18 protein-coding genes are annotated in these 24481 nt (G+C 59.5%); 10 read left to right on the forward strand and 8 right to left on the reverse strand.

Features of this window, described 5'->3' with window-relative positions:
* Nucleotides 1-380, forward strand: a 380-nt coding sequence (locus ACP16H_RS24735; protein ID WP_425070187.1) for a transposase, incomplete at its 5' end; no start/stop codon positions are given.
* On the opposite strand, the gene ACP16H_RS24740 is transcribed toward ACP16H_RS24735, so the two are convergent.
* The 3 genes from ACP16H_RS24740 to ACP16H_RS24750 form a co-directional block, all read right to left on the reverse strand.
* Nucleotides 361-864: a hypothetical protein gene (locus ACP16H_RS24740; protein ID WP_425074837.1), complete on the reverse strand. Its 504-nt coding sequence runs from the start codon at nucleotides 862-864 to the stop codon at nucleotides 361-363. The genes ACP16H_RS24735 and ACP16H_RS24740 overlap by 20 nt on opposite strands.
* Complete coding sequence (locus ACP16H_RS24745; RefSeq protein WP_425074838.1) at nucleotides 854-1663, reverse strand: Hachiman antiphage defense system protein HamA; 810 nt, start codon at nucleotides 1661-1663, stop codon at nucleotides 854-856. The genes ACP16H_RS24740 and ACP16H_RS24745 overlap by 11 nt, the downstream gene beginning before the upstream one ends.
* A gap of 248 nt (nucleotides 1664-1911) precedes the next feature.
* Nucleotides 1912-2811: a metallophosphoesterase gene (locus tag ACP16H_RS24750; RefSeq protein ID WP_425074839.1), complete on the reverse strand. Its 900-nt coding sequence runs from the start codon at nucleotides 2809-2811 to the stop codon at nucleotides 1912-1914.
* A gap of 374 nt (nucleotides 2812-3185) precedes the next feature.
* On the opposite strand from ACP16H_RS24750, the gene ACP16H_RS24755 reads away from it, so the two are divergent.
* The 6 genes from ACP16H_RS24755 (at nucleotide 3186) to ACP16H_RS24780 (ending at nucleotide 10139) form a co-directional block, all read left to right on the forward strand.
* Nucleotides 3186-3701, forward strand: coding sequence for a DUF6634 family protein (locus tag ACP16H_RS24755; RefSeq protein ID WP_425074840.1), 516 nt, complete (start codon nucleotides 3186-3188; stop codon nucleotides 3699-3701).
* A gap of 389 nt (nucleotides 3702-4090) precedes the next feature.
* Complete coding sequence (locus ACP16H_RS24760) at nucleotides 4091-4840, forward strand: hypothetical protein (RefSeq protein WP_425074841.1); 750 nt, start codon at nucleotides 4091-4093, stop codon at nucleotides 4838-4840.
* Entirely contained in the window at nucleotides 4807-6948 is a 2142-nt protein-coding gene (locus ACP16H_RS24765; RefSeq protein WP_425074842.1) for a hypothetical protein, read from the forward strand. Before ACP16H_RS24760 ends, ACP16H_RS24765 begins: the two co-directional genes overlap by 34 nt.
* 276 nt (nucleotides 6949-7224) lie before the next feature.
* Entirely contained in the window at nucleotides 7225-7926 is a 702-nt protein-coding gene (locus ACP16H_RS24770; RefSeq protein WP_425074843.1) for a hypothetical protein, read from the forward strand.
* Between the two features lie 555 nt (nucleotides 7927-8481).
* Nucleotides 8482-9714 carry a hypothetical protein gene (locus ACP16H_RS24775; protein ID WP_425074844.1) on the forward strand — a complete coding sequence of 411 codons (1233 nt, stop codon included), beginning with the start codon at nucleotides 8482-8484 and terminating at the stop codon, nucleotides 9712-9714.
* Nucleotides 9711-10139 (forward strand): hypothetical protein, encoded by a 429-nt coding sequence (locus ACP16H_RS24780; RefSeq protein WP_425074845.1) that lies wholly within the window; start codon nucleotides 9711-9713, stop codon nucleotides 10137-10139. The genes ACP16H_RS24775 and ACP16H_RS24780 overlap by 4 nt, the downstream gene beginning before the upstream one ends.
* A 225-nt stretch (nucleotides 10140-10364) precedes the next feature.
* On the opposite strand, the gene ACP16H_RS24785 is transcribed toward ACP16H_RS24780, so the two are convergent.
* The 5 genes from ACP16H_RS24785 to ACP16H_RS24805 form a co-directional block, all read right to left on the reverse strand.
* On the reverse strand, nucleotides 10365-10952 hold the full coding sequence (locus ACP16H_RS24785; RefSeq protein WP_425074846.1) for a tyrosine-type recombinase/integrase: 588 nt from the start codon (nucleotides 10950-10952) through the stop codon (nucleotides 10365-10367).
* 6 nt (nucleotides 10953-10958) lie between these two features.
* The gene (tnpC, locus tag ACP16H_RS24790; RefSeq protein ID WP_425074859.1) at nucleotides 10959-12509 is read right to left on the reverse strand and encodes an IS66 family transposase; all 1551 of its coding nucleotides are present in this window, start codon (nucleotides 12507-12509) and stop codon (nucleotides 10959-10961) included.
* Nucleotides 12510-12563: 54 nt separating this feature from the next.
* The gene (gene tnpB, locus ACP16H_RS24795; protein ID WP_425074847.1) at nucleotides 12564-12917 is read right to left on the reverse strand and encodes an IS66 family insertion sequence element accessory protein TnpB; all 354 of its coding nucleotides are present in this window, start codon (nucleotides 12915-12917) and stop codon (nucleotides 12564-12566) included.
* A complete protein-coding gene (tnpA, locus tag ACP16H_RS24800) occupies nucleotides 12911-13321 on the reverse strand; it encodes an IS66-like element accessory protein TnpA (protein ID WP_425074848.1) in 411 nt (136 codons plus the stop codon). Before tnpA ends, tnpB begins: the two co-directional genes overlap by 7 nt.
* Before the next feature lie 533 nt (nucleotides 13322-13854).
* Complete coding sequence (locus tag ACP16H_RS24805) at nucleotides 13855-19284, reverse strand: SIR2 family protein (RefSeq protein WP_425074849.1); 5430 nt, start codon at nucleotides 19282-19284, stop codon at nucleotides 13855-13857.
* A 645-nt stretch (nucleotides 19285-19929) separates the two neighbouring features.
* Here ACP16H_RS24805 and ACP16H_RS24810 point away from each other — a divergent pair.
* The 3 genes from ACP16H_RS24810 to ACP16H_RS24820 all read left to right on the forward strand — a co-directional run bounded on the left by ACP16H_RS24810 (nucleotide 19930) and on the right by ACP16H_RS24820 (nucleotide 23779).
* Nucleotides 19930-20310 (forward strand): hypothetical protein, encoded by a 381-nt coding sequence (locus tag ACP16H_RS24810; RefSeq protein WP_425074850.1) that lies wholly within the window; start codon nucleotides 19930-19932, stop codon nucleotides 20308-20310.
* A 1034-nt stretch (nucleotides 20311-21344) separates the two neighbouring features.
* Nucleotides 21345-22322 carry a TniB family NTP-binding protein gene (locus tag ACP16H_RS24815; protein WP_425074851.1) on the forward strand — a complete coding sequence of 326 codons (978 nt, stop codon included), beginning with the start codon at nucleotides 21345-21347 and terminating at the stop codon, nucleotides 22320-22322.
* Nucleotides 22322-23779 carry a TniQ family protein gene (locus ACP16H_RS24820; RefSeq protein WP_425074852.1) on the forward strand — a complete coding sequence of 486 codons (1458 nt, stop codon included), beginning with the start codon at nucleotides 22322-22324 and terminating at the stop codon, nucleotides 23777-23779. Before ACP16H_RS24815 ends, ACP16H_RS24820 begins: the two co-directional genes overlap by 1 nt.
* Nucleotides 23780-24481 lie beyond the last annotated feature (702 nt).

The following is a 24481-nucleotide window of genomic DNA, read 5'->3' on the forward strand; positions in this document are numbered from 1 at the left end:
CGAACGAGGCGATCGGCAGCGTCACCGCAGACGGTGCGTATGATACCCGCAAATGCCACGACGCCATCGCTGACCGCGGTGCCCATGCCGTCATCCCACCCCGCAAAAACGCTAAGTCGTGGAAGGCCGTCACCGCGGGTGCGGTGGCCAGAAACGAGGCCCTGCGAACTTCGAAATACCTCGGCCGCGCTATCTGGCGAAACTGGAGCGGATACCACCGCCGAAGCCGCGTCGAGACCAAGATGCACTGCGTTAAACTGCTGGGGCAGCGCCTCATGGCGCGGGACTTCGACCGACAGGTCGCTGAGCTTCAGGTCCGTATCGCCGTTCTGAACGGCTACACCGCCCTTGGCATCCCTGTCACAGAAGTCGTGGGATAAATCCGTCCGGGGAAAGGGGAACTCCGCTCAGAGACGGTTTTGTGCAACAGAGTCCTCCAGCAATATCTACGCCTGGCTGATCCATGTGACGGACGATTACCGCGGCGCTGCCGACGCTGCCCGCGATGTAGTATGTTGCGGCGCACAGTAGTGAGAGCTCAGGCGTAAGCTCGGCATCCAGTTCTGCATTGATATAGGCGTCGAAAAAAATCGACGCGAAGCGGAGAGAGGCTTGCGGATCGGCTGCGTCGTCTTCCCAGCCCGTCGGCATCGGGAAGGCTCCCGGAGCACCCTCTAGGTCATCTCCAATCTGATCCGAGACGATGGAAGCGACATCGCCGAGGATGCCAATTGCCAGCCCAAAGAGGATGGCGGGATCACGGGGAAGCTGGTTGAAGTCTCCCTCGGCGACGCGAAACTCCCTCATCTTCGCGCGGGCTCGGGTGGTCGAGAGGACGTTTTGAGCGCTTGCTTCAGGCTTCATCCGCCGCCCTATCGTAGATGGCGTGGATTAACTGCATCAGAGATGGCCCCTTGATTACGATAAGTCGAATGTTCGCCGCATTGTGATGCGCCGATGCGTCGGCAGTGGTTGGATCAGTTGCTTCAAACACAGCTTGGTCGAGAATTGCGGCTGCGCCGTTGATCCGCCGAAATGGCCTGTCGGCCATATTCTGAAAACGCTTAACGCGATTGGCCTCATCCATTGCATCGCGCGTGACAAACTTCTGTTTGATGGCATTGAGACTCATCGCCTCACGAAGCCTGTCCTTGTCGCTGTCCGTGATCGCATCCTGCAATCGGTTCTTGGCGGAAACCGACATACCGGATTTTGCCTCAAAGATGAAAAGTTCATCTTCAGGACTGACCTGGCCGTCATTGGAGAACTTAAAGCCTATGACATCGCACCCCTTGGTCGAGTCATTTCGGTTCCAGCGTTCCTGATACCGCAGCTCGCGCGGACACCAGTAACCGAGGACGTATTCGATATAATCGGCGACCAGTATCTCCCCGAAGTCGCCGGATCTTAAGCTTGGGCCGGGGACTTGAGTTCGATCAGGCAAAAGGGTCTGACGCAGATATTCCGCATTGGTCAGGCCAGTACCGTCCACCATGATCGGTAGGTCTTCGTCTGCAATGTAGTGATGGCGGAAGTGGGTGGCCCACTCCGATAGAACGGCTTCGTCGTCCTGTGGGGTGAGTTCCCAGATCTCAATCTCGCGTCGACAAGCGGTGACCTGGCGCTCGCCGGAATCAACTAACCAAGCCAAGTGTCGGGGCATTGGCACCGGCATTCTCCTTGAATTCTCCGTTTTAGAATCTGGCACAACCTGCGGCCAAGCAACAGTAGCCAATGAAGATTCCTGGGTTGTGTATCATACGCAGAGACTGGTGGGAAACGGAGCGCCACCTATTTGCCTGCCTGATCTCAGAAGGTGAATGGCAGCTCTGGGCCGATCGCGCCTCCGCTTCCGCCCACCATTTCGGTCCCGCGGTGCCTGATTGTACTCTTCCCGAGCAGCCTGTCGCTTCAGAAGAACAGGTCTGACGGATCGACCTGCGGAATGGCCGCCGCAGCCGAGATCTGTAGCATCGTGGTCTCCTCCCGCCGATAGAAATGCGCCCATGCGATCTGATCCAGCCGCGCGGAACCGGCATCAAGGCAGACGCGTCGGAGGCCGTCGACCGAGTCACAGCCTGCGAGGCTTGATCGGCTGGCCGACAAAGGGTGGATGATCGCCGGCGAATGCCCGTGAACGACAAGGGTCCTCCCCCATCCATATCGACTGGTCGCGGCGTCCCAGGTCCATCCCCCGGACCATTCAAGGAAGCTGCGCCTTATCCAGGCCCAATGCAGGTCGTTATCCGCATGCGGACGACGGCGCTCAAGATGCGCGTCCGGTGGGGCGTCGGGATCGAGGCCGGCGTGAACGAAGAGGATGTCTCCGACGACGAGATGCGACGGCGCGCGGTGGATGTGATCCGTGAAGCCTGCCGGCATGCTGCGCTCGACCGCGCGCATCGCGTCGGCCCATGACAGGTCACGCCAGTTCTGATCAACCTCCTGCATGACATCCATCCCACCGTTCATGAGCCAGAGGGAAGGCATGCCGGCGACGGCGTCCGCGTACATGAGTTCATGATTGCCGGGCAGCAGGAGGGCCTCATCGGCCCTTGCAAGTTCCTTGGCTCTGACCGCGAGGTTCACAGCTTGTAGGCTGGCGGGTCCTCTGTCGAGGAGGTCCCCGAGGAATATGACCCTGCGCCGCACGCCCTTCATCCTGGGCCGTGCAGCAATGTCGGCGAGGCAGAAGCGAAGCGCGTCCGCACGGCCATGCACGTCGCCGATCGCAAAGACCTTCTCGTCCGCCGGGATCGAAGAGGGGATGGGCCGAGGTGGCAGCCGGATGAGTTGATGACTGTCGCGCATGAAGTCCGATTGCCAGAGGACGGGGACAGGCGCCCCGCGAACAGGGCGGGAAGATGCGACGCTATCCTGCACCAAGCGTCAAGGCCACGGGCCGGTAATCCCCGGCTGCGGCTGTTTCAATATCTACAATTTGAATGATCCCGATGCGACGACGGGAAAAATCTACGGCATCTGACCATATGCCACCGGGCCGAGGCCGCGCTCGAAATTCCGTACTTCCTTGTTTTTCGCAAGGTTTTCGTTTTCCGGCCTTTAACGGCGGTCGGCGATCACGGTTACGGGCAAGACGCCTCTCATGAAACCAACCTCCCCGACACCCGGCGCGGCATGGCCGCCGCCGGACCTGTCGAGACATGCCGTGAAAGGACACTCCGATGGCATCCGAAGAGCAAGTCCGCCGCACCCTCAACCGTTTCATCACCAGCTTCAACGCGGCCTTGGCCGGCCCGCCTTCCGACCCTCTGGACCCCGAGGTTGCGCATATCGAGCTTTGGGCAACCGCGTTGGTGGGGTCGAACCTGTTCCTGGAGAGTTGGACTGAGGGCCATCCGATCTTTGGCCGCACGAAAGTCTGGACCTCGCGGTTGATCCACATCACCGCGGATCTCAAGTGGGCGAGAACCGTCAACCGCTGGTATAGCCTCGAAAAACCACTCTCGGAGAAAATCGAGGGGGTCTTCCCAAGCACCCAGTCCCTGGAGGCTGACATCTTGTCGAATCCGGAGTTCGTCAGGGTCCCGATGGAGGTCGCGGTGCGCGCGATGAGGGACTGCCCCAACCTGATGAGGAAGCTCGCCGCTGGCAGCTCATGCAAGGATCTCATCCCGGCCTTCGAGGACATCGAAGCGATGTGGCCGCCGGAAGATGGCCTCTATCCCTCTGAAAACTAACGAACCATTTCCCTGAGCGAGGGGCATCGCGAAAAAAAAGCGCGTTCCCGCCAAAAATTTTCGGCGAAACTTTCAGCGCCTTCTCATAGCTCACGATCAGCAGCGCAGACGTGCGTGCGAAGCGACGTAGGAGACCAACGGAACAGCACCCCGGCGCCCTGAGCCCGGACCGACATGCCCGCTCGCCCCGATAAGAAACAACCGGGGTCGAGGGGCAGAAACACCACCAACCACCTCGCAGCCTTCATCTTTTCGCAACCCGGCGAGTCCGGGAACGGGGAAGGCTTGCCCAAAACAAACGAGAACACACCATTTTTGATGACGAATATTTCCCCAGCCGCGCGAAGCGGAAGATCTCGAGGAGCTCCAAGCTGCATTTCGTTTGCGAGTTGACGTTCCTGCGCCGCGATGGGCGTTCGCAGGCCGTGGGCTTCGGCAGCGGGATCGAACACGACGTTGCGCTGTGCTGCATCTATCGCCCCGATTTCCTCGATCTCGAGGAGCAGCTGGAAAAGATCATGGTCCGCAAGACCGGCACCGTGGCGACGCCGTACTGGCTCGACTACCGCCTGACGCTGACCAGCGGGCGGCGCATTGCGATCTCCGTGAAGTTCGAGGCAGAGGCCCGGACGCTCAAGTATCAGCGGACCATCAGGGCTGTCCGTGATGTCGCGGTGCCGGAGATCGCCGAGCAGTTGAACACTGTCACCGAGCGCAACATCGATCCGACACACCTCGCGAACTGCAAGCTGTTCCACGCGGCGCGGTTCCCCGAAGTGGCCCTCGGTGATCGGGTCACCGAGGCTCTGAGCCAGCTTGATCAGCCCATGCCGATCTGGATGGCCTTGGATCAGGCGGGTATCGGCCCCGATGGGTTCTGGAGCGCCGTCCGTGCAATTCGCTGGGGTGATGTCGAGGTCATGTCACGCGGCATCATCGACGAGCATGCCGTGATCCGGCCCCTCACCGCGATCGGGGAGGCTGCATTATGCCGGTTCGTGTCCAGGCAGAAGAAGACTTCGACTTCTGCTTCCTCGAAGTGGGCTGCGTCATCCGTAAGGGCTCGCGCAGAGGCAAGGTCACCGAAGTGCGCGACAATGGTGTCGTGGTCGACTGGGAGGAGTGGACACACCCGTTGACCGCTAAAGTGGAAAATGCCGGGCCCGTTCTCTACAATAACAAGGTGATCCATCAGGATCACCTTTACGGCCAGCTTGAGGTCATCAGCCGTCCGCTGTCCTTCGTTGGGTCGCGCTCCATCGCGGCGGTGCAGCGCGACGAGCGCGATCACAAGGAAACGGCGCGCATGCTCGTTCGCAAGGCCTGCGTCCTTGCCAGTGAAGAGCTGATCGCCGAGGGCAAGATGGGCGCGACGCGCGCAGAGCATGAAAGCAACTCCCTGCAGCTGGTGCATCGCGCACGCATCATCCATGCGCGCATCGCCGAAGCGGCGCTGGCGTCCAACCGTCCCCATCCGATCCTGTCTTCGTCCAGTAAGGCCTTGCACGGCTCCCAGACCGGGTTGAAGCCTTACACCTTCGACCTCAAGGGCGCGAACGCCAATCGCACGCGTGACGAGGCCAAGATGGGGGCGACAATCTACAAATGGGCGCAGAAACATCGGGATGGAGGCGAAGAGGGCCTGTACGACAATTACCGCAACTGCGGCGCCAACTCCGATCACACGGACGAGCTTCGAGACTTCGTGACCAATGTCCTGATGGAGCTTGAAGATCAAGAACGTCAGTCACTGGCGAACCTGCATGACAGCGTCAATTCCGCGCTTCTCGTCGAGAACTTCGACCGTCTGGCAAATGACACCAACACAGGATTGTTGCCGCCCAGGGTCAGCAAGGAGTTCGTGCAGACGCAGTGGGTCCTTCTGGGGTACGTCAATCGCGGCATTCGGAACCGGGGCTATGACGCTGCATACCGGGACATGCATGCCGGTGGCCTCGGTATCGTCACCTCCCGTGCGCTCGAACGGGTGGAAATCGACGAGTACACCATCGACTTGCAGCTCCTGATGAAAATCAGCGGTGCGTTCGACTACCTGTCGCCGACCGAGGCCAAGGCGATGGGCCTTGATGGCACGGCACAACGCGTCAAGATTTCCGCCGCAATCGACGTCCATACCCGCTGCCTGCTGGCCCTGTTGATCGTTCCCGAAGGGACCACGAACTCCCTGGCTCTGACCCTGGAGATGATCTACTCGGACAAGTCCGATATCTCCGACGCCATGGGGTGCGTCTACACGTGGTTGGAATACGGAGCACCCGAGTTGATCGCCGTTGACCGCGGTGCCGCCTACATCACCGACCCGGCCTATCACATCCTGAATTCGCTCGGGATCACCAACTTGGGCGTTCCCGCCGGGAAGCCGTGGTTGAAACCCTTCATCGAACGGGTCTTCAGTACCATGCATGAAAAGCTCCTCGCCCGGTTCTCGGGCAGGACGTTCGGCGACGTGGTCAAGCGCGGTGAAAACGATTCCCAGGAACGCGCGACGCTGGAACTTTCGGAATTCCTGAAGTGGATGGTGCGATGGGCGGTCGACGATTATCACAACGCGCGCTACAACGCCCTAGGAACCACGCCGCGCGAAGCCTGGAAGGAGGCGACGCGCTACAAGCGTCAGCGCACGCTGTCCAACAAGGAAATGCGCCAGGCCTTCGGCGAGGTCGTCCAGCGCCGCCTGGGACCGTCCGGCCTCGTCATCGACAACATCAGGTACGATTCCGACAAGCTGATCGACATCTGGAGAACCGAAGGGCATCAGCTGAACGAGACGCGCCGTTGGGCTGGCAACATCGGCACCATCGACATCCGCAAGGTCAGCGACAACGGTCGTGGCAAATGGGAGACGGCTGTCGTCTGTGATCCGTATTGGCTCGAGAAGACGGCCTTCGACGTCCGGGTCTGGAACGCCAAACGGCGGGAAATCAACCCCGAGGCCGAAGAGACGCGCCTTCTGGAAATCTGGAAGCGCGATCAGCGGTCGAAGGAACTCAAGGCGCAAAGCCAGCTCTTCGCCGTCCCGCGCAGCAAGACGACAGGCAAGGAGATGACCGACGAGCACTTCGACACCCATACCGACACCGCAGAGCGGCGCTATCTGGCCGGCGAGCGCCGGGAGTTCCTGGAGGACGTGGTGGAGGGCGATACGGCGCCAACGCCAAGCCAGCCTGCGCCGCAGCCCTACACGCCGCCAGATGCCGGCTTCGACGACGATGGCGTCCTCGAGTAACCCCGCAATCTAACCTGAAGACGCCGCCCATCCGGGCGGCGTTTTTCATGGCCGCGAATGCCTGATGGTGTTCGCGACCGACCATTCTAGCCCCCTCCGGCGCAATACTTGCACGGTGCAAGTTACTCATTATTTTTCAATTACTTGACTCCAATTCGCCATCTGAAATATGACGACACGACCTCGCGAATCAGGTCACCCCGAACCGCATCGACCGCGCAAGTGGTATCCGCCTCCGGACCGGAGGGGATGCAGCAAGATGAGAGGAGTTGCATCTTGGAAAACCATCCCGATGATATCTGGCTCACCTACTACCGAAGCTACCTCCTCGACGTGTCATCAGAGCGGTACGCCTACGCGATCGACCGGGAAGAGTGGGAAACTGCATACCCGGAAGCGCTTGTATGGCTCGATCAACTGACGATGCCCAAAAGCCGTCGGCCGGTTTCTCTGGAGCAAGTCGATACAGCTTTTGCCACAGTCCTCGAGATGAAACAGTGGGACCGTGAAACCATCGCGGCGATCCACCGCGTCGTACGGAGCCACGTTGAAGAGATCGCGAAAAACGCGGAATACGAAGGCCCGGCATTTCCGAATCTGATGTTCTCTGGGGAACTGGCATGGGAGTTCGCCGACGCCTTGTCCAGCGCGCTGACCCCGGGCGATGCTCACAGGAAAGAAGACCTGACCAAAGACTGGCGGCGACCGCTGATCGATGACCTCCTCCGCGCGATAGCCGCAAGCAAATATGCACAGATCATTGTCCTGACGGAACCGCTTAACAGAACCGCAGCAATCTATCTTGACGCACTCTTCATAGACCGGCCGGACAAGAAAGTGCCTGCTTCACGCTTGTCTTTTGACGTGGACATTTCTCACGTAACCTGGTTCGGCGTCCTCGATGTTCCGCCAGAAAAAGTTCCCGAGACCCTGCTTCCGGCATTTCACCTGTTTCGGCTCGATGCAATCAGCGACTAGGAGCTGGTGGAGCACCTGGTCGGTGTCGCCGTGCAACAAGCCGGCGACGAGTACATCGATGAAATCCGGCGGTACGCAGAGCAACTACTACGGACAACAGCTTCGCGCGATCCCGGAGGTCTCGCCAACGTGATCCGGGCCTATGTGCGCGACGAACTTTAAGGTTCGAGGTCAAGGCGAGCCGACGCCTACCGTCACCGTGTTCTGCCCAAGATCTCCATCGGCGTCGCCATTAATCAGTAATTAATGGCGGCCCTACAGAGCAGAAGTTCGCTGCAGCCACCATCAGCGGCGGCAATGCGCAGGTAGAGTTCATAGCGCACCTGAAGCTTTTGGCGCTGGAGACCTCAAGTTGGCTAATCGGATGGACCTTCGTGGAGAAAATTTTGCCTTTCAGTTTGGGCTAAACCGGTTAATACTGGTGTGGCCACGCCAGCTTGCACAGGCTCCGCAGTTTATAACGAATTGCCTAATCTTACCAATGTCAGCTGGGGCGATGCCGGCGAGTGCTGAATTGCGCCATAACATTCACAGTGAAGCGCCTTAGGAACTTTAATGGTTGATAAGTTTAGAGTTTCCTTGATAGTACTTCTGTTGGCATGCTCCGTGCCCGCTTGGGGAGGTGAGTATCTAATCGAAAGCTACTATACGCAAGTTTTCCCACCTTCGCACAGAGCGCTTGCCGAAATGAATTTTGACGGCCCAGACGTCACCCTAACTCTTAGACCTCTCAATGGATATCCGCGCAAATCGACCACCATAAAAGGTGACAACTCCATTCCAGGGGAAGTTTCATTTTTTTGGCCGCAGATCTCAGGGGAATCTGGAGTGTTGGTTTTCAAGAAGACAATTGAGGATCGACATGTGTACTGGAAGAACGAAAGCACTCAGATGGTCATCTGGCGTTCGTTAGATGATAGTCTTTCCGACGCAGACAGGACCTTGACCTATCCAAATTGGTGCGGCACCCCTTACGGTAGGGTTTCATTTGCGATGATCGCAAGCTCGGATTTGCGGAGCGTCAATGATTTCCTCCTATCAAGGCGGTATATTGATAGCGCCCTGTCCAAGAGTGACTCTCATAGCTTTCTATTGGGGCAATACGTTGACCCCTCTGAAATTCTAGCATTCGACCTTGAAGTCGAAGTTGGAACTGAGGCCTCGGTGGCATTGGCTCTGCGCGCATTTCCTGGTGTGCAGTGGGCAGATTTGACTTGGGGGGGCGGATGTGGCGGATCCGAAATCGGCTACATGGCGATATCATCGACGGGCTTTGCGACAGCGAATTACATCGACGCACAAGCCTTCGCTACAGCTCTGATGCAGCGGGTCGAAAGCTATCTTGGCCGCAGTGGGTTTAGTAGCGAAGTCTCGTTGTTGGAAGTCAAGAGATCCATACTTCCACCGTACGCTCCAGTTGTAAAATTGGAGGTGGCCGCCCCTTCAATCGTGTCTCGAAAAATTGGAGATACTTGGGATAGTTTTAATTTGATATTTCAGTCAACCCAGGCGATTCCAGGAGTCCCGCCTGACAAAATTGGTGTGGTAGTTTGGGTAGAACGCCTTAAAACTGGCACGAAAAAGGTGCGTTCAGGAGACCCGCCCCCGAGAAGCGAGTACATAGACGTGGAACTTCGGCCTTTTGATGAGGCTTTAGTCGCGTATGTGTTCGCAGAGGCTATTTCATCCGAGGCTGATGGGTGGTGTGATTTCTTCGTGCAAGAGCACGCTGAGACCCGCGAGGATTTTCTCATCACCGATTATTACAATGACTGCAGTGGAAAATGATGTACTCACGCACTCATAGGAATCTATTTTCCATCATTGTGATATTTGGGCATTTTGGAGCCTTCCTGTTTGGTTTTTTCGCATTGGCGATTGGCGGCGGTCGAGTGAATCAAGAGTTCTTCAATCTAATCTTGATGGCCTCTCCTGTACTTTCGTCGACGGCGCTGGCAGCACTGGTTGACCTCCTAGCTCGCCCCAGCGGTGGCTCACGGGGAAGAAAGGTCTCGGGCGTGTTTTCAGCAGTAACGCTGTTTATTCCGTCGGTTCTTGTTTTTTGCGTCGTTATTGTGTTTTATCTTTTCACCTCGCAATCAAGCATAGCTTCGCCCGGAGATCTGAAGATAGCACTGGGTGTTCTGGAGACATTTTTTGGCGCCTTTCTTGGCGCTATTTCAAAGAGTCTTTTCGAACAGGAAGGTTCTTGATCTTAAAATGGAGGCTGGCAACTCCCGTTTTGCAAGCGAGTTTCTAAACGAGAAAATTTTGCAAGATGCGGAGGTGAATTCTCGTGCTTATATTTCGCTAGGCGGAATTAATTCTGCTATAATACAAATTCGCCAAAAATTTATCTGCGTTTGGGCTGACACCGGCCGTTGGCACCCCATCCATGAACGTCCGGATCAGGTCGGCGCAACCGCCGACCCGTGCTTTCAGATCTCGACGCCCTCCGAGATCGCGAGGGCATCTTCCAAGTCGACACCAAGGTACCGCACCGTGCTGTCCATCTTTGTGTGGCCGAGAAGCAGCTGCACTGCCCGCAGGTTTCCCGTTTTCCGATAGATCTGCGCGACCTTCGTTCGCAGCATCGAGTGCGTGCCGTACGATGACGGTTCGAGCCCGATGGACGAGACCCAATCGCGCACGAGTCGGGCGTACTGCCGCGTCGAGATGTGGAGGCGTTCATGGAAACGCCCCGGCCAGAGATGCTCCGAGCCAATCATCAATGGTTCGGCCATCCATCGGGCCAATGACCGCCGCGTGCCCTCGGTAATCTCGAACCGGACAGGTCGCCCCGTCTTGCTCTGGATGATCGAGGCGCGTTCCTTGACCTGGTTTGCAGCGAAGACATCGGCGACCCGCAGCTTGACCAAATCGCAGCCTCTCAGCTTGCTGTCGATGGCCAGGTTGAACAGCGCAAGATCTCGGTGCCGTTCCGCGATCTCGAGCCGGACTCTGATCGCCCAGACGTGCTTCGGCAGGAGGGGACGCTTCTGACGTAAGCGGTGTCGCCACCCCACGCCGGTTCAGCTTGACGGCTTGAAGTTCCAGGGCAGCAGTTCGTCGATCCTGCTGGCCGGGTGACCGGCGGCGATCGCTTCGAGGGTCGCCTTCAGGTAGGCAAAAGGTTCGACGCCATTGATCTTCGCGGTGGCGATCAGGGAGGCGATGCGTGCCCAGGTGCGGCCACCCTCGTCGTGGCCGGCGAAGAGAGCATTCTTCCGCGTGAGCGCGATCGGGCGGATCAGGTTCTCGATGGAATTGGAGTCGATCTCGACGCGGCCGTCGCGGAGGAAGATCTGCAGACCGCGCCATTGGCGATGTATGTAAGTCAGCTTCTCGCCCAGGCGCGACTTGACGGAGATACGCAGACGCTGCGCCTGCAGCCAATCACCGAACTCGGCGACGAGGGGCGCGCTGCGCGCTTGGCGAGCAGACAGGCGCTGGCCAGGCCCCATACCGTGGATCTCGGCCTCGATGCAGTAGAGTTCGGCGATCCGGCGTAGCCCCTCGGCGGCGATCTCGGATCCATCCCGGTCGAAGATTTCCTTCAGCTTGCGACGCGCATGGGCCCAACAATGCGCAACCGTGATCGGCGCGCCGCCCGTCCGGGACGGGCGCGTCAGCCGGTCGTAACCGGTATAGCCATCCAGCTGCAGGATGCCGTCGAAGCCTTGCAGAATCTGCTCGGCGTGCGCGCCGGCGCGGCTCGGGTGATAGGTATACACGACGCCGGGCGGGTCATCTCCGCCCCATCCGCGGTCGTCCCGAGCCAAGGCCCAGAGGTAGCCGGTCTTGGTCCGGCCTCTGCCCGGATCCAATACCGGGGCGGTCGTCTCGTCCATGAAGAACTTGGTTGATCCCTTCAGGTGTTCCGCCAGCCGGTCGACCACGGGGCCGAGGTGGAAGGCCGCAGTGCCGGCCCAGTCCGCCAAGGTACTGCGGTCGACCTGGATGCCAGAGCGCGCCAGGATCTGGCTTTGGCGGTAGAACGGCAGGTGGTCCGCGAACTTGGACACCAACACGTGGGCGATGGCCCCCTCGGTCGGCATCCCGCCTTCGATCAGCCAGGGCGCGGCGATAGCTTGGGTGATCCCGTCCGTACAGGTTCTGCAAGCATACTTCGGCCGGATGTCGACCAAGACGCGGAGTTGCGCCGGAACGATGTCGAGGCGCTCGGTGCGGTCCTCGCCAATCCGGTGCATGCGGCCACAGCCACACGGGCAGTCGAGGCTCGCCGGTTCGATGACGCGCTCGATGCGTGGCAGATCCGCAGGCAGATGGCCGAGGTTGCGCTGTCGTGCCAGGCGCGGCGTCGTGGTGGACGGCACAGCCTGCTCCTTGCGGGTCTCGGTCTCGGCGACAGCCGTTTCCAGGTCCTCGAAGGCCAGCTGCCGGTCGTCATCGCTCAGCTTCTCGGATCGCTTGCCATGCACGACATGGTTCAACTCGGCCACGAGATGCTCGAGCCGCCGGTTCGCGTCCTTCAGCGCGTCACGCTCCTGCAGCAGCGCCAGAACGGCGGCGCGCTGGCTCTCGGGGATTGCGGAGAGATCGATGGCCGGGGTGTTGGACATGGCCAGATTATACCGCGCCAAATGCGCCGCTGCCCTATCATTCCTGGGGGCGTGTCACTCTGCCACAGCCGGCCGGCGCACCTCCAGTGACCGCACCCGGCGCCACTCCAGGCCGGCAAACAGGGCCTCGAATTGCGCGCGGTTCAGGGTCATGGCCCCGTCGCGGATCGCAGGCCAGGTGAAGCTGCTTTCCTCCAGCCGTTTATACGCCATCACGAGCCCACTGCCGTCCCAGAACAGGATCTTCATTCGGTCGGCGCGCTTCGTCCGGAACACGAAGACCGTGCCGGTGAACGGATCCTCCGCCAGCGTCGACTGAACCAGGGCGGCGAGACCGTCATGGCCTTTCCGGAAGTCCACCGGCTTCGTCGCCACCAAAATTCGAACGCCCTGCGAGGGCATCAGCATGGATGCGTCTCGAGCGCGTGGACGATCTCGGCGATGCGGGCCCCGGACGCATCCTGCGCGAGCTCGATGACGACTGAGCCCCGTAAAATCCTGATCGTTGCTTCCGCGCGGGGCCGCTCGGGCTCAGCGGCCGCCGTGATCTCATCGCGGACGACCAAGGGCGCGAAAACCGGTTCATCGATCTCGACCGCGGGCAGAACGAGCTTGCCCTCCCTGGCCAGCCGCCGCCACGCCGTCAGCTGGCTCGGCATGATCTCGTAGCGCGCAGCGACACCCGATACCCTCGCCCCGGGCTCCAGGGTCTCGGCCACCGCCTGCGCCTTCACATGGTCCGGCCAGCGCCTCTGGCCGGAGGCAAACACTTCAACACCAAGCGCCGTGAGGAACGAACTCTTTGCCAACATTGCGAAACGCACTCCTTCTCTTCGGACGCGTATCAACTCGCAATGACTGATCCCGTCGGCAATGTGGGGCGGCGACACCGCTTACCTTCTGACCGACGATGCGCCCCTTGTTCCAAGCAGGGCGGCAGGCGCGGATGGCGGGTAGGTTTGCAGTAGGCATAGCAGTTCCTCCGATCCACCACGCCCAGCCGCATCGCCAACGACATGCTGACGCTCAAGCGTACCACAGATGTGCTGCGACTGGGCCTGAAAGGCGGCTTCGGGGAGCCGGCCTCATTCCCATCCAGGATACGAACGTCCAGAGAGCGCAGGAAGCCGGCGCTGATTTTCGGCTCTCGCGTCCGAGACTACCTAAGTTCCACGGACTCAGCCCGATATCGGACGGCAGTTTTGCCGCACTGCTACGAGGCGGCTCTGCGGTTATCTTTACGACTATTCGAAATTTTCCCTACCGGCTTTGACACACCCCAAAAGATCACGCTCATCATTTTCCGTATCAAGGTTATTCGCCAAAATCGATACCGATAAGTTCTCTAAATGGAAGTTGAAATCATGAAAGCGCGTTTCTCCGTTAAATCCAAAGGCTGGAGATTTTGGTATCCGCGCCGCTCCGCCTCACGCATTGTTTCGGACAATATTTGGTGCGCCGCTTCGAATTGCCCCCTCCTTTTCAATGCATGTCCATACGCGCATAGTGCCGCGAGCTTGGTTAGACGTAATCCATGTCGATTGGCGATCGCGGCTGCGCGTGAAGCAAAGGTTCCTCCCAGCATGCGCTCACCTTGCCGAAGCATAGCCAGTGCCTGCAGCCGAAGTGCGTCGCATTCCAGCCGCGGGATACCCATGGACTGACCGTAACTGTAGGCCGCGAGTACCTGGTCCCGGGTGTTCGTATCGAGATTCTCGTTTGTCTCGAGGACGACAAGAGCCTGCGAGATGCGGCTTTGGTGATACACGTCCCGCTGTGCAGATTTCTGCGCGATGCTGACCGCTTCGGAGACGATCGCCATCGCGTCATCGAATTGCCGCTGCCGCCGTTTCAAGTCAGCACGATGGCGCAGGAATATGGCGGCTAACCGTAGCATGTTTCGATCCAGAGCTTTCTCTATCGTCGCGGCATACAGACGGTCAGCCACGGCGTGATTGCCGCCAATGTGGTCGATCAGGCCCAGATACCCTTCGGCGATCCAGCTGACCTGGCTGCCGCCATGCTCAGAAAAGCTGCGCTTCAATCGCAACCCGTTCAGCAAACCAGATGCGCGGGATAACTTGCCTCGCTCGATGAGAGCAATTGCAAGGTTCAGCCGCACCCGGCGCACAGCGGCATGTAGCGAAGGATCGTATTCGCCCGTAGCATCGTCGTGATGCATCGCGTCCAATGCGCGCTGGAATAACGGGATTGCGTCAAATATATGGCCTGTCACCAGCGCCACCAGCCCGCGTTCGTTCAGCAACCAGCCTATCTCATCGCGGTACAGCGGACGGGTCAGCAACGCGGCCAACCGCTTGGCTTCCATGGGGTCGGGCTGCGCCAATGGTCTTGCGGGATTGCCCCGCGGTCCGATGCTTGCGTCTGCACGGCCACGCTCGACCTCGGTGTGCAGGCGATTTAGCGTCTCGGTCGTGCGGGTGAAGTCCGGTCCGCCATTGCCGTCGAGGAACAGGGCATCGATGGCGTAGTCCCAGCCCATGGCCGCATTGGTCACCCCGCGCAGCCATCCACGGAAGCGCTCATACGGTTGGTCGTTCTGCGGATCATTCAGGGAAGGAAGACGCGAGATCGTCCCGATTGAGAATCCGCCACGCAACAACCCGTAAAGCGCGCGTATGCGTTGTGGCACAGCATGGATGGCAGGCGGATCGGGATCGAACGTGGGATCGTCCTCGGCCATTCGGTAAAAGCGTCGGGTCAGCCCTTCGACGGCCAGCTTTTTGTCGAGATCCGACAGTGAGTTGGAGTCCTCCAGCGTCGCATTCCGGCCTCGGGCTAATTGCATCAGGCACCACGTGGTGTTGCGCACCTGTGTGACCTGTCTTTCCATGATAGCTCTGACCATCCGGTAATGGTCTTCATTGGGCGAAGGCAGGTCGCTGGGCTGGTCGCAATAGATCGACACCTGGAAGAAGTTCCGCTCGCCCTGATCCGGGACCGATAGATCCATCAGGCGCGCCACGAAGTCGCGAAGCTGATGCTGAATGGTAAATCGCGTATGAACGTCGTCGTATGAACGCTCCATTTCGCCCAGTTTCAGCGTGACCTCACCCTGCAGCGGGCCATCATGTGCCTTCGCCTGAACAGCAATCACAAGGTGACTTTCATGCAGGTAGGCAAGCAACTGGTTGAGCAGCCGAAGGCGCCGTTGGTGGATGCGGGCGCTGTGCAGGGACTGCCGCTCCCGAGAGTCCGGAGGACTGTCGAGATCGCAAATGCGTGCCAGACCTTCCCGTACCTCGTCGCAGCCGTACAGGACCCTTGCTTCCACCGGCATTGGGAAAAGGGCCAGATGCGACAGCAGCAGGTAAGCCAATTCTACCATACGGTTGGCAGGTTCATCCAGGGCTTCGGATACCGAGATGCGGTTCTGCCGAAGGCCCAGCTCTGGCCATAGGTGCCAGTCGTCATTGGAACGCCACACGCTGGCACGGTCACTTGCAAGTGCGGCCCCCCAAGCGCGCAGCTCGGTCTTGTGAACCTCCAGCACGGTGCGCAGGATATCAGGCATGTCACCACGCATGGCGGCATCGTCCAGCCGGGCGAGGAAAGGTGTCAGTCGATCCAATGCAGATTCGCCCGCATTCCGTCGTCCGGTGCCGGTCATCAGCGATTGATAGGCCCCTGCACACCATGAGAACAGCGCCACGCCCTCGCGGCACATGCGGAGGATGTGCGGGAACCTGTCTCGGTCGCCTGTGCGGCTGGTCAACTTCATACGGAAATCTTCACCCGCCTGCTCCAGCCAATACCGTTCCCCCAAAGTGATGGCTGGCAGGGCCGGCCAGTCCCGCAGGTAGCCCGGTTCTTCGGCGCCGCTGCGCGGAACTTCCCAGGCGATAAAATCGAGCGGCGCACCATGGCCTGGAGTGGCAGCGGCGTATTCGACATCCAGCCTGGACTGCTCTTCTGTCAGGTAGCGGATCGGACGATGGCGCGTGCCGGTGATCAGGAGAAGGTCGATCGGTGCCGTGACATCGGACTCGCTGGCGTACTTCGCGCCGCAACCGGTCAGCAGCCGAAAAAGCCCACGGAACATCGGGTTATAGGCATTGCCTTGCTCGTCGCAGAGCTTGTCCAGGCCGGACATGACGATCAGAAGGCGCAGGTTCTGGTCCTTGAGCAGGTCGACGACGTCCGTAAAGGCTGAGATCTTCATGCGCAGGTCTTCTAACCGGTGCAGCCGGGTAATACCGCGCGCCGCAGCAAGTTTATCCCAATAATTGGACCTCAAGTCATCCCGCACGGCCATGTCGCAAATCTTTCGCGTTGCGAACAGTGTCTCTCCGCTACACCCCTTGTACTGGCGTCGGTACTCCCGGATTGCGTCACGCATCCCGGATGTCCGGGTCACGTGCATCGCATCATGCAATAGTCCCAAAAACGTAGTCTTGTGACCTTCTTCAGGGCGGCCGAGCCGTTTAGCCAATGCAGCCAGAAATTGGTCCGGGTATTCAATCAACACGCCGATCATTGCGGACTCTATGAACTCGCTCAAAGCTGTGATGACGGAGGCGAATTCCATGGAAAAGCTCAGATGCAGGCAGAATGCGCCGTGGAAACGCCACCCGGGCGGCGTGTCCTTGTCATCGAACATTGTATCCAGAAACAGACGCGCACCTCCGTCGATGGGTTGCTGCAAAATATGTAGCAAGGACCCTTTGCCGCCGCCGCGTGGAAGGCACCCGCGGATGATACGCCGCGGCGGGACCTTCTCGAAATCGCGGACGGTTTGCGCGTCACAAGTATCCTGGAGGTGCCTGAAATAGCTCATGTCATTCGTGTTGAAGCTGCGGATATGACCACCGCGGACCTGGCCTGCGACCGGCAGCCGCGCCGCGTAACGTTGGCGCTGAGTTTTTCCGTTTTCCGCGCACTCCAGAGCCAATGCCCGCAACTCCCCGATGACCGCAAATTCGGTTTTGGCAGGCACGTCCCGGTAGACAGGTCGATGCCGGGCCAAGGTCGGTATCTTCCGGTTCTTGTCGCCCTCGAGGTAACGCGGGCGGAACTTGCTGTTGCGCTCCTTTGGGCGCTGCCGCCAATCCTCCCACCACGTTCCGCGGGCCTTTTCGAGGTCCTGCAATGCGCGCTCCAGCGCGCGGCTGCGGACTTCGTTGGTGAGGGCGCGCAGCAGGGCAGCGTCGGGAAGTTTCGGGCTTTTTCGCCCGACCTTCAGGTCGCTGATAAGTCTGTTCAGGCATTCGACGACCAAACCACTCTCGAGCTCGGTTAGCAGGCTGTCACGAGAGGCGACGAGTCGGTCCAGAGACACGCGGAGTGCAATGGCCGCTACGACAATGGCGCGTTGCCTATGAGTATCCATTGACGTCGTATCTGCCGTTCGCTTTTTGCTTATGTCCCAGGTTGGCCGCGCAGCTTCCAACAGCTTGAGCGCCAGAAGCACAGTGCGGAGGGGCTGGCCACCATGGAACAGGGCGAGCACCCCGAATTCGCTATGAAGCCGCAAGGCTTCCGCTTCGTCTGCGCAATAGTCGGCAAGCGCGGCACCCTTCCGTCCAGGTGCGCCATGGGTCGGGTGAGTCATGTGATTTTGAACGAAATCGCGGCGCAGAACGCCGGTATCCGTGATCCCGGAGGAGTTCTTCAGCCAAGTCTCATCCAAAGTGACCTTGTTTTCCAGCATTGCGAAGACGAATCGCTTGGCGAAATCAGGGGTCTTGTCCTGTGAGATGAACTGGCGCAACGGGCGCAGGATATCATCCTCACGCATTCCGGCCCCGACGAACAAAATGTCGTTGCCGGTCAGCAGCGCCGAGAGCGCCTCAGAGAAGGTCTGCGCCTGCTCATCGGATTTCATATAAGTTCGGCGATAGTCCTCGTCGGTGACGACCATGTCCTGAGGCTTGTCGAAGCGCCCGTGCAAATGCACGACCTGACCCATGTATTGTCGCGGTTGGACCGCAAAATTCACGAGGTCTGCGATGTTCTCGCCGCTCATCGACACGCTCAGGACCGAGCGACTGGTGCCGTCGGTGTATTCCACCCGTCGCGGCAAATCGAGTGCGCGCTGGAACTGGCCGTTGCACAGGACATCGAAAGCGGATTCGGGTTCGGGGGTTTCGCGCACCCCGCCATTCATCTCGTAAACGCGCGGTTTTTTAAGCGTACGCGAAGTCCCTGTCGTTCGGTAAAGCCGATGGAATTCTTCCTCGATTTCGCAATCGTAATTCAACGTCAAGAGCCGGGATATCCGCAGGTCAGAAACAAGAGCGCGCAGCGGTTCGGCACTGCAGGAAAAACCCGCGTCCACAAGCACTTGAGATACTTTCATCCCATGGGCTGCGCGGCCGTTCTTAGAGTCTCGATGTTGATTTCGCGTATCGGAGAAAAGTCTTGCCATTGCCTCACGAAATTCATCGTGCTTGCCGACCATCCGGGCAAGGCTCTCGGCCAAACCAAGTGCCTGCGTGCTGTTCGAGGCAAAGCTACCATCCTCCGACAGTCTCTTGAGCCCTGCGATCGCAGAACGCGTGGCACCACTGCGCGTATGCGGCGATTGCGCCGCAATTTCCAATGCAGACTTCACCGCATGCTTGACGAACTCTCTCCAACTGGGATGACCATACCCCATGGTCGCACCGGACGCGACAAATCCAACAACTCGACCAATGTTGAGCGCTCGCGACAGTGCCTGCCGCCCGCGATTTTCTATGTAGGCGCGGGATTGTTCTTCGGGCGTGTAGGGGTGCTTGAAGGTCCACATGACAATAGAATCCAGAAAAGCCATCAAAGAATGCATTATATGCGGAAAACCAGATCGATAACTCGTCTTGGTGTCAACAATTAAGGTGCAGGGCCCACTGGAGCTGTTGACCTAGCCTCCAAGGTTCTCATATTATGGCGCACGGCATCCAAGACCGTGTCGTCTATTATCGATAGAATAGACGAAGCAGTATTTTCCGTTGAAATCACTTGTCATCTGTATTCGCTTGCAAGAGAGCGACGCCGAAATTTTTCTGCGAAGCATTCATGCGTCCGGGATCACTGTCAGCGCAGGCAGCGATACTTCTAGATCGAATGAGCATCCCCGCGTGGGAGTGGCTATACTTATCCCCCGCAGCAAGTTAACACTGTACGGCTATTCGGTCCGGTGCTGGTCTCCATGCCGCGCCATTCATGAACTTCCTGAATGGGCTGCGGAGCGGACTTTCGTTGCGCTCAGGACGAACGTCCGCTCTCATGCGCGCCAGAGCAGTAGGGGAGCGGGCGGAAGCCGGCGCTTGAATTGATGTGAAGCAGCTTTCCATCGGTAAGGCGCGGAGCCAACCTACGAGTGTCTCGAAAACGGGCCGATATTCGTCGCGGCGCAAAATGAATTTCAGGGGAAGGTCCCATTCGCATGAGCCTTTGCATCTGCCCGCTGGACAATGCCATGGAGTTTGACCTTGCCCATTTCGAGGATCACCCAAACCCGGTCCGGCATGTGCTGTTTATCGAAACGATTTCCCCGACCCCGGGCCTTTTCATCAACGCGATGACCAAGGTTTTCGGGGCCGGTGCGACAGTCCACTACGAGCTTCTCGACGATCTGGACATCGTCGATGGCGAACTCGTCCGGGTTGCCCCGGAACCGGTATCTCCTGAAACGATGCTCCGGCGCGGCGTGGACAAGGTGAAGGCCGCCGGCGCAACAAGGGTCGCCTTCCTGCATTCCGGAAGAGGTCGGCAGGACATCCATGAACTTCTGTCTCGACTACAGGGTGATCACCCGGAACTCATCGTGGCGGATTGGTCGGCCATCGTGAGCATGTGACAGCAGGCCAGCGAAAGCCACCCGGCCAGGTTCTTGACCCTTTTGCCGGAACCTCGCCTTCATGTCTGGTCATCTCCCAGCCGAAATAGTCGCCTCGGTCAAATCATCGCGGTGGCAGAACAGCCGGATGATGCCGGCCTATGACATGACCTCGAAGCTCAAGTAGCGCTCCCTGAGGCGAGAGGGACGATGCCGACCAGATGTCCGAAAACTCGCATTTCCGGACATTTCATCCTGTTAAGTGCCTCAATCCGGACATTCGGCTCTGTGTTGCCGCCGGTAAACCCGTTGCCTCGGACAATCGCGGAGCCCTAGCCCGCTTTCTGGGCCGCGCCCGAGATGGTCCACATCCCGATGGGACGCGCGGCCCCCCAAGAGTTCGCGCAGTGTCGGTACCAAGGTGGATATCGGGCGATGCCAGAGCACTCCGGCGGCGGTAAAAAATCCAGACAAGTCTACCTTCCATGATGCGAAGGCATGGTTTCGACATGTCGCTGCGCCTTTCGCTGCCTGACGAAGGCGTCTCTCGAGTTTCAGGACTGCCATGCTTTTCGCAGCGAGATCGTCGTTGCCAGACTCCCCGTGGCTCGACCAGACTACTCCCAGCACCACGAAACACAGAAACGCACCATCGGCACGCTCCCGCGTCGCCGTCCCCATCTTTACACGCCGATTTCTGTCGCCAGCACCGGCGGCGGAAAGGGCGGCGGTCCGCGGGCACGGAAATATGCATTGCATTACAGCGACTTGAGAAAACATCGAAATAAAATGCGTGCAAGGCTTTTGTACTTTCAGAGCCGGCGCGTACGTAACAGGCATCAGCGGAACTGGCCGTCCGCAAGACTGTAGAAGGAGCAGAAAACCACACAGACAAGACGACCCTGTCGAGCCGGATCGCACGTCCAAAGGCATCACCAAGCAACAGCCTGACCACGGTCCACACCCCCACTTCACCCCAAATTACCCCTCCCTCCTGCGCAGGCCGCGTCAGGAGCCCGGGGAAACTCAACCCAGACCTTCGAAAGAGACATCCCATGTTCGAAATCATCGATCCGATCCTGACCCCCGAGAGCACCGCTGACGAGAAGGCGCTCTGGCTGGCCAACCGCTACATCCGCCTGCCCCGTGACGAAGACCTGAACAAGAGCATCGCCGAACTGTTCCGGCATGGTCCTGATGGGGAGATGACGCCCGAGCCGCTCCTGGATACGCTGACCGGCGAGACCCATGGATTGATGGTCTTCGGTGAGTCCGGCAGTGGCAAGTCGGCGCTGTTGCGGCGGTCCCTCCGTACGATGCCCGAACTGCAGATCGCGGGGCCCAAGCGGGAGGGCAATACGCTTTACGTGACGGTGCCGCCGGAATCGACCCTCAGGGCTCTGGCCATCCAGATCGCTGTCGCCACTGGATATCCAAAAATCTCAAGCCGCGTGAAAGCCTACGAGGCTTGGGATATCGCACGGCATCGCATGTGCGAATGCGGCATCCGTCTGCTCATCATCGACGAGGCGCATCATCTCCTCCGGCAGGGATCCGGACGTGATGTCGAGGGTGCAATCCAGACCCTCAAAAGTCTGGTCCAGGGGGACTATCCGGTGGCCTGCATCATTGCTGGCGTCGGCAAGCTGCCCGAGGCGATCAAGACTGATCAGGAGACTGATCGGCGTTTTCCTCCGTTTCAATTGTCACGCATCGAGGGTGGCAGCCCCGATGCCCGGAAGTTCGCCTCCGGTATCGAGGCATGTGCAACCGGCGTCGGATTGGTTTTGCCGGAGAGGCTCAATCTCGCTGCCAGGATCCTCTTCGCCGAGGGTGGGTCGTTGGGCCGCTCGGTTCGCTTGGCCAAGACCATCATGATCGGTGTTCTGAAGGAGGGCCGTCAGGAAATCCGGCTCGAGGATGCGCATCGGGCGTTCAGCAAACAGTACGGATTGCTGCCGAGGACACCGTTCGATGCCTTCGAATGGGACGCGTTGCGCGCTGATCTCCTCGAAGGCGGGTGGGTGCGCTGATGGCCCTGTATCCGCAGATCCCCTTCGATCCCCGCGAAACCGTCCTGTCCTACGCTGCACGCCTTGCGGTGATCCATACCGGCATGGGCATCGACCGTCTGTTGCCGGATATGGGCCTGAGGATCGAGGACCTCGTGTTGGGCAAGCCTGCCGCGTTGGAGGTATTCGCCTCCGGCGCAGGCATCCCTGTGACTGAGCTCGCCCAGTCAAATCTGCAGGCCGTCGGGAAGGACCTCATGTTCCGGGGGGAGCCCTGTCAGTGGAACTTCATCGCACGGGCGGCCAACACGTATTGTCCGACGTGCCTTGCTGAAGATGGCGGGCCGCGTGGCTGGAAGCAGCGCTTGATGTGGTGCTTTGCGCCGGTGCATCGCTGTACCGAACACGGGGTCTGGTTGGAGAGGCTGGATCAGAAGGCCCGTACCCTCCAGGAAGGCTTGCTGTCGGCGGAGGACATTGCGCCCGGGCGGTGCGCCGATGGCGCAGTGCCGGGCTATCTGACTTGGCTGGAAGCGCGACTGCATGGGGAGCCCGACGAGAACACATGGCTGGCGGCTCAGGGCCTGCAACAGGTGCTTGATGCCGCGCTGATGCTCGGTGTCGTGATCGAAGAAGGGCACAAGGTGGCGCCGAACACTTTGGCACCGGACCGCCATGAGGCGGCGGTGGACGCCGGTTTCCGGATCTACGCCCAAGGGCCGAAAGCGATCATCAAGGCCTTGGATCTCATCCGTGAGACATCCCCCTTCCAAGCCGCGCAGGCAGGCCCGTCGGCCAAGTACGGCAAGCTTTTTGATTGGCTCGACCGCCAATGCAACGGGCGGGACCCTGGGCCGATCCGCGACCTCCTGCGCGACCACATCATCGAGCACGACGTGCTGGATGTCGGCGACAAGATCCTCGGTCAGGAGATCGAATTCCGGCGCTTCCACAGCGTGCAGAGCCTCGGTGAGACGCTCGGGCGGAAGTCCGTTCAGATGGCGCGCATCCTGAAGAAGCTTGGCCGGATTCCGGCGGACGCGACCGCCGAGGAATGGAACCGCATTCGCTTCGATGCCGAGGAAATCGCAACGCTCGTCGCGGATTTCGAGGGCGCGATCCCGCTGGAGGATCTGGCCGACTATATCGGAGCGAGCTTTTCGCAGGCGCGGACGCTGTATTCGGAAGGCATCCTGAAGCCGCTGATCCCGGCGGATGCGCCGGGCGCCATCCGGAACGTGGTCTTCGCGCGACGCAGCTTGGACAGTTTCCTCGCCCGGATCGCCGCCCTTCCCGTGGCCACGGGCAAAGACCTGCATCCGATCAGCAACGTCTGCCAGCGCAAGGCCGGGACGACCGCTGAAATCGTAAAGTGCGTCATGACCGGCGCATTGCCCGCCTTCCGGAATCCGAAGGCGACCGGCTTGGCCTCCGTTGTCATGCCGGTGAACGAGGTCCTGGCCATTCGCGCCGCCTAAGTTCGCCCCGAACCCGAAATCTGCCAAGGGCCCGCCACGCGGGCCCTTGTTCGTTTCCGGACCGTAAAGATCGCCTGGTTTGGGACAAACTTTCCCCGGTTTCGGGACAGACTTCACTTCGTTAGATACAGGTCGTTTTCAGGGCATTGATTTCGTTGGAGAATTTCTGGAGATTCCGGCCCGCGGGACGAACTTCATCAAGTTCTTCATTTTTGAAGAAGACGGTCGAGTTTGTCCCAAACCGAGGCAAGTTTGTCCCAAGGTCTGTATTTAGGGGGCGCCGCAAGGCGCCCCTACTTCATTTAGTGCCTGACGTTTAAGAATATCTATTTCACATCCGAGCCAGTTCTGACCGCCCGCTCAGGCACGCCCCAGTCCACCGCCCCGCCTGAAAGACACCAAAGCACCGCTGGATGCTACTCTTGCGGCGATGTCCGTCTCCCCCTCGACCGCAGAGCCAGTCGATCCGCTCGCACGCGGAAGCGACTGGCGACAAGAAAAGCTTCGTCTGCCGCACATGATCGCGATCCATCGCATCCGGCCAATCTCTGGCGGCCCGCCATCAGCATGGTCGCCCGATCTCGGAGAATGTGCCTGCGCCTCGAATATGGCGCGCCCAACACAAGGAGGGGGGACGTCGGTCAACTTATCTCCGACCAGGGCACGACCCACACAGAGGGCGGGAAGCGGTCGTTCGCTGCG

Source organism: Sagittula sp. S175, assembly GCF_049800975.1.
Classification (GTDB): domain Bacteria; phylum Pseudomonadota; class Alphaproteobacteria; order Rhodobacterales; family Rhodobacteraceae; genus Sagittula.

What these genes read in the sequence shown, in the direction of transcription:
- ACP16H_RS24740 (WP_425074837.1), bottom strand. Translation starts at nt 864, where the DNA reads ATGAAGCCTGAAGCAAGCGCTCAAAACGTCCTCTCGACCACCCGAGCC.
- ACP16H_RS24745 (WP_425074838.1), bottom strand. Translation starts at nt 1,663, where the DNA reads ATGCCCCGACACTTGGCTTGGTTAGTTGATTCCGGCGAGCGCCAGGTC.
- ACP16H_RS24750 (WP_425074839.1), bottom strand. Translation starts at nt 2,811, where the DNA reads ATGCGCGACAGTCATCAACTCATCCGGCTGCCACCTCGGCCCATCCCC.
- ACP16H_RS24755 (WP_425074840.1), top strand. Translation starts at nt 3,186, where the DNA reads ATGGCATCCGAAGAGCAAGTCCGCCGCACCCTCAACCGTTTCATCACC.
- ACP16H_RS24775 (WP_425074844.1), top strand. Translation starts at nt 8,482, where the DNA reads ATGGTTGATAAGTTTAGAGTTTCCTTGATAGTACTTCTGTTGGCATGC.
- ACP16H_RS24780 (WP_425074845.1), top strand. Translation starts at nt 9,711, where the DNA reads ATGATGTACTCACGCACTCATAGGAATCTATTTTCCATCATTGTGATA.
- tnpC (WP_425074859.1), bottom strand. Translation starts at nt 12,509, where the DNA reads ATGTCCAACACCCCGGCCATCGATCTCTCCGCAATCCCCGAGAGCCAG.
- tnpB (WP_425074847.1), bottom strand. Translation starts at nt 12,917, where the DNA reads ATGCTGATGCCCTCGCAGGGCGTTCGAATTTTGGTGGCGACGAAGCCG.
- tnpA (WP_425074848.1), bottom strand. Translation starts at nt 13,321, where the DNA reads ATGTTGGCAAAGAGTTCGTTCCTCACGGCGCTTGGTGTTGAAGTGTTT.
- ACP16H_RS24805 (WP_425074849.1), bottom strand. Translation starts at nt 19,284, where the DNA reads ATGGCTTTTCTGGATTCTATTGTCATGTGGACCTTCAAGCACCCCTAC.
- ACP16H_RS24810 (WP_425074850.1), top strand. Translation starts at nt 19,930, where the DNA reads ATGGAGTTTGACCTTGCCCATTTCGAGGATCACCCAAACCCGGTCCGG.
- ACP16H_RS24815 (WP_425074851.1), top strand. Translation starts at nt 21,345, where the DNA reads ATGTTCGAAATCATCGATCCGATCCTGACCCCCGAGAGCACCGCTGAC.
- ACP16H_RS24820 (WP_425074852.1), top strand. Translation starts at nt 22,322, where the DNA reads ATGGCCCTGTATCCGCAGATCCCCTTCGATCCCCGCGAAACCGTCCTG.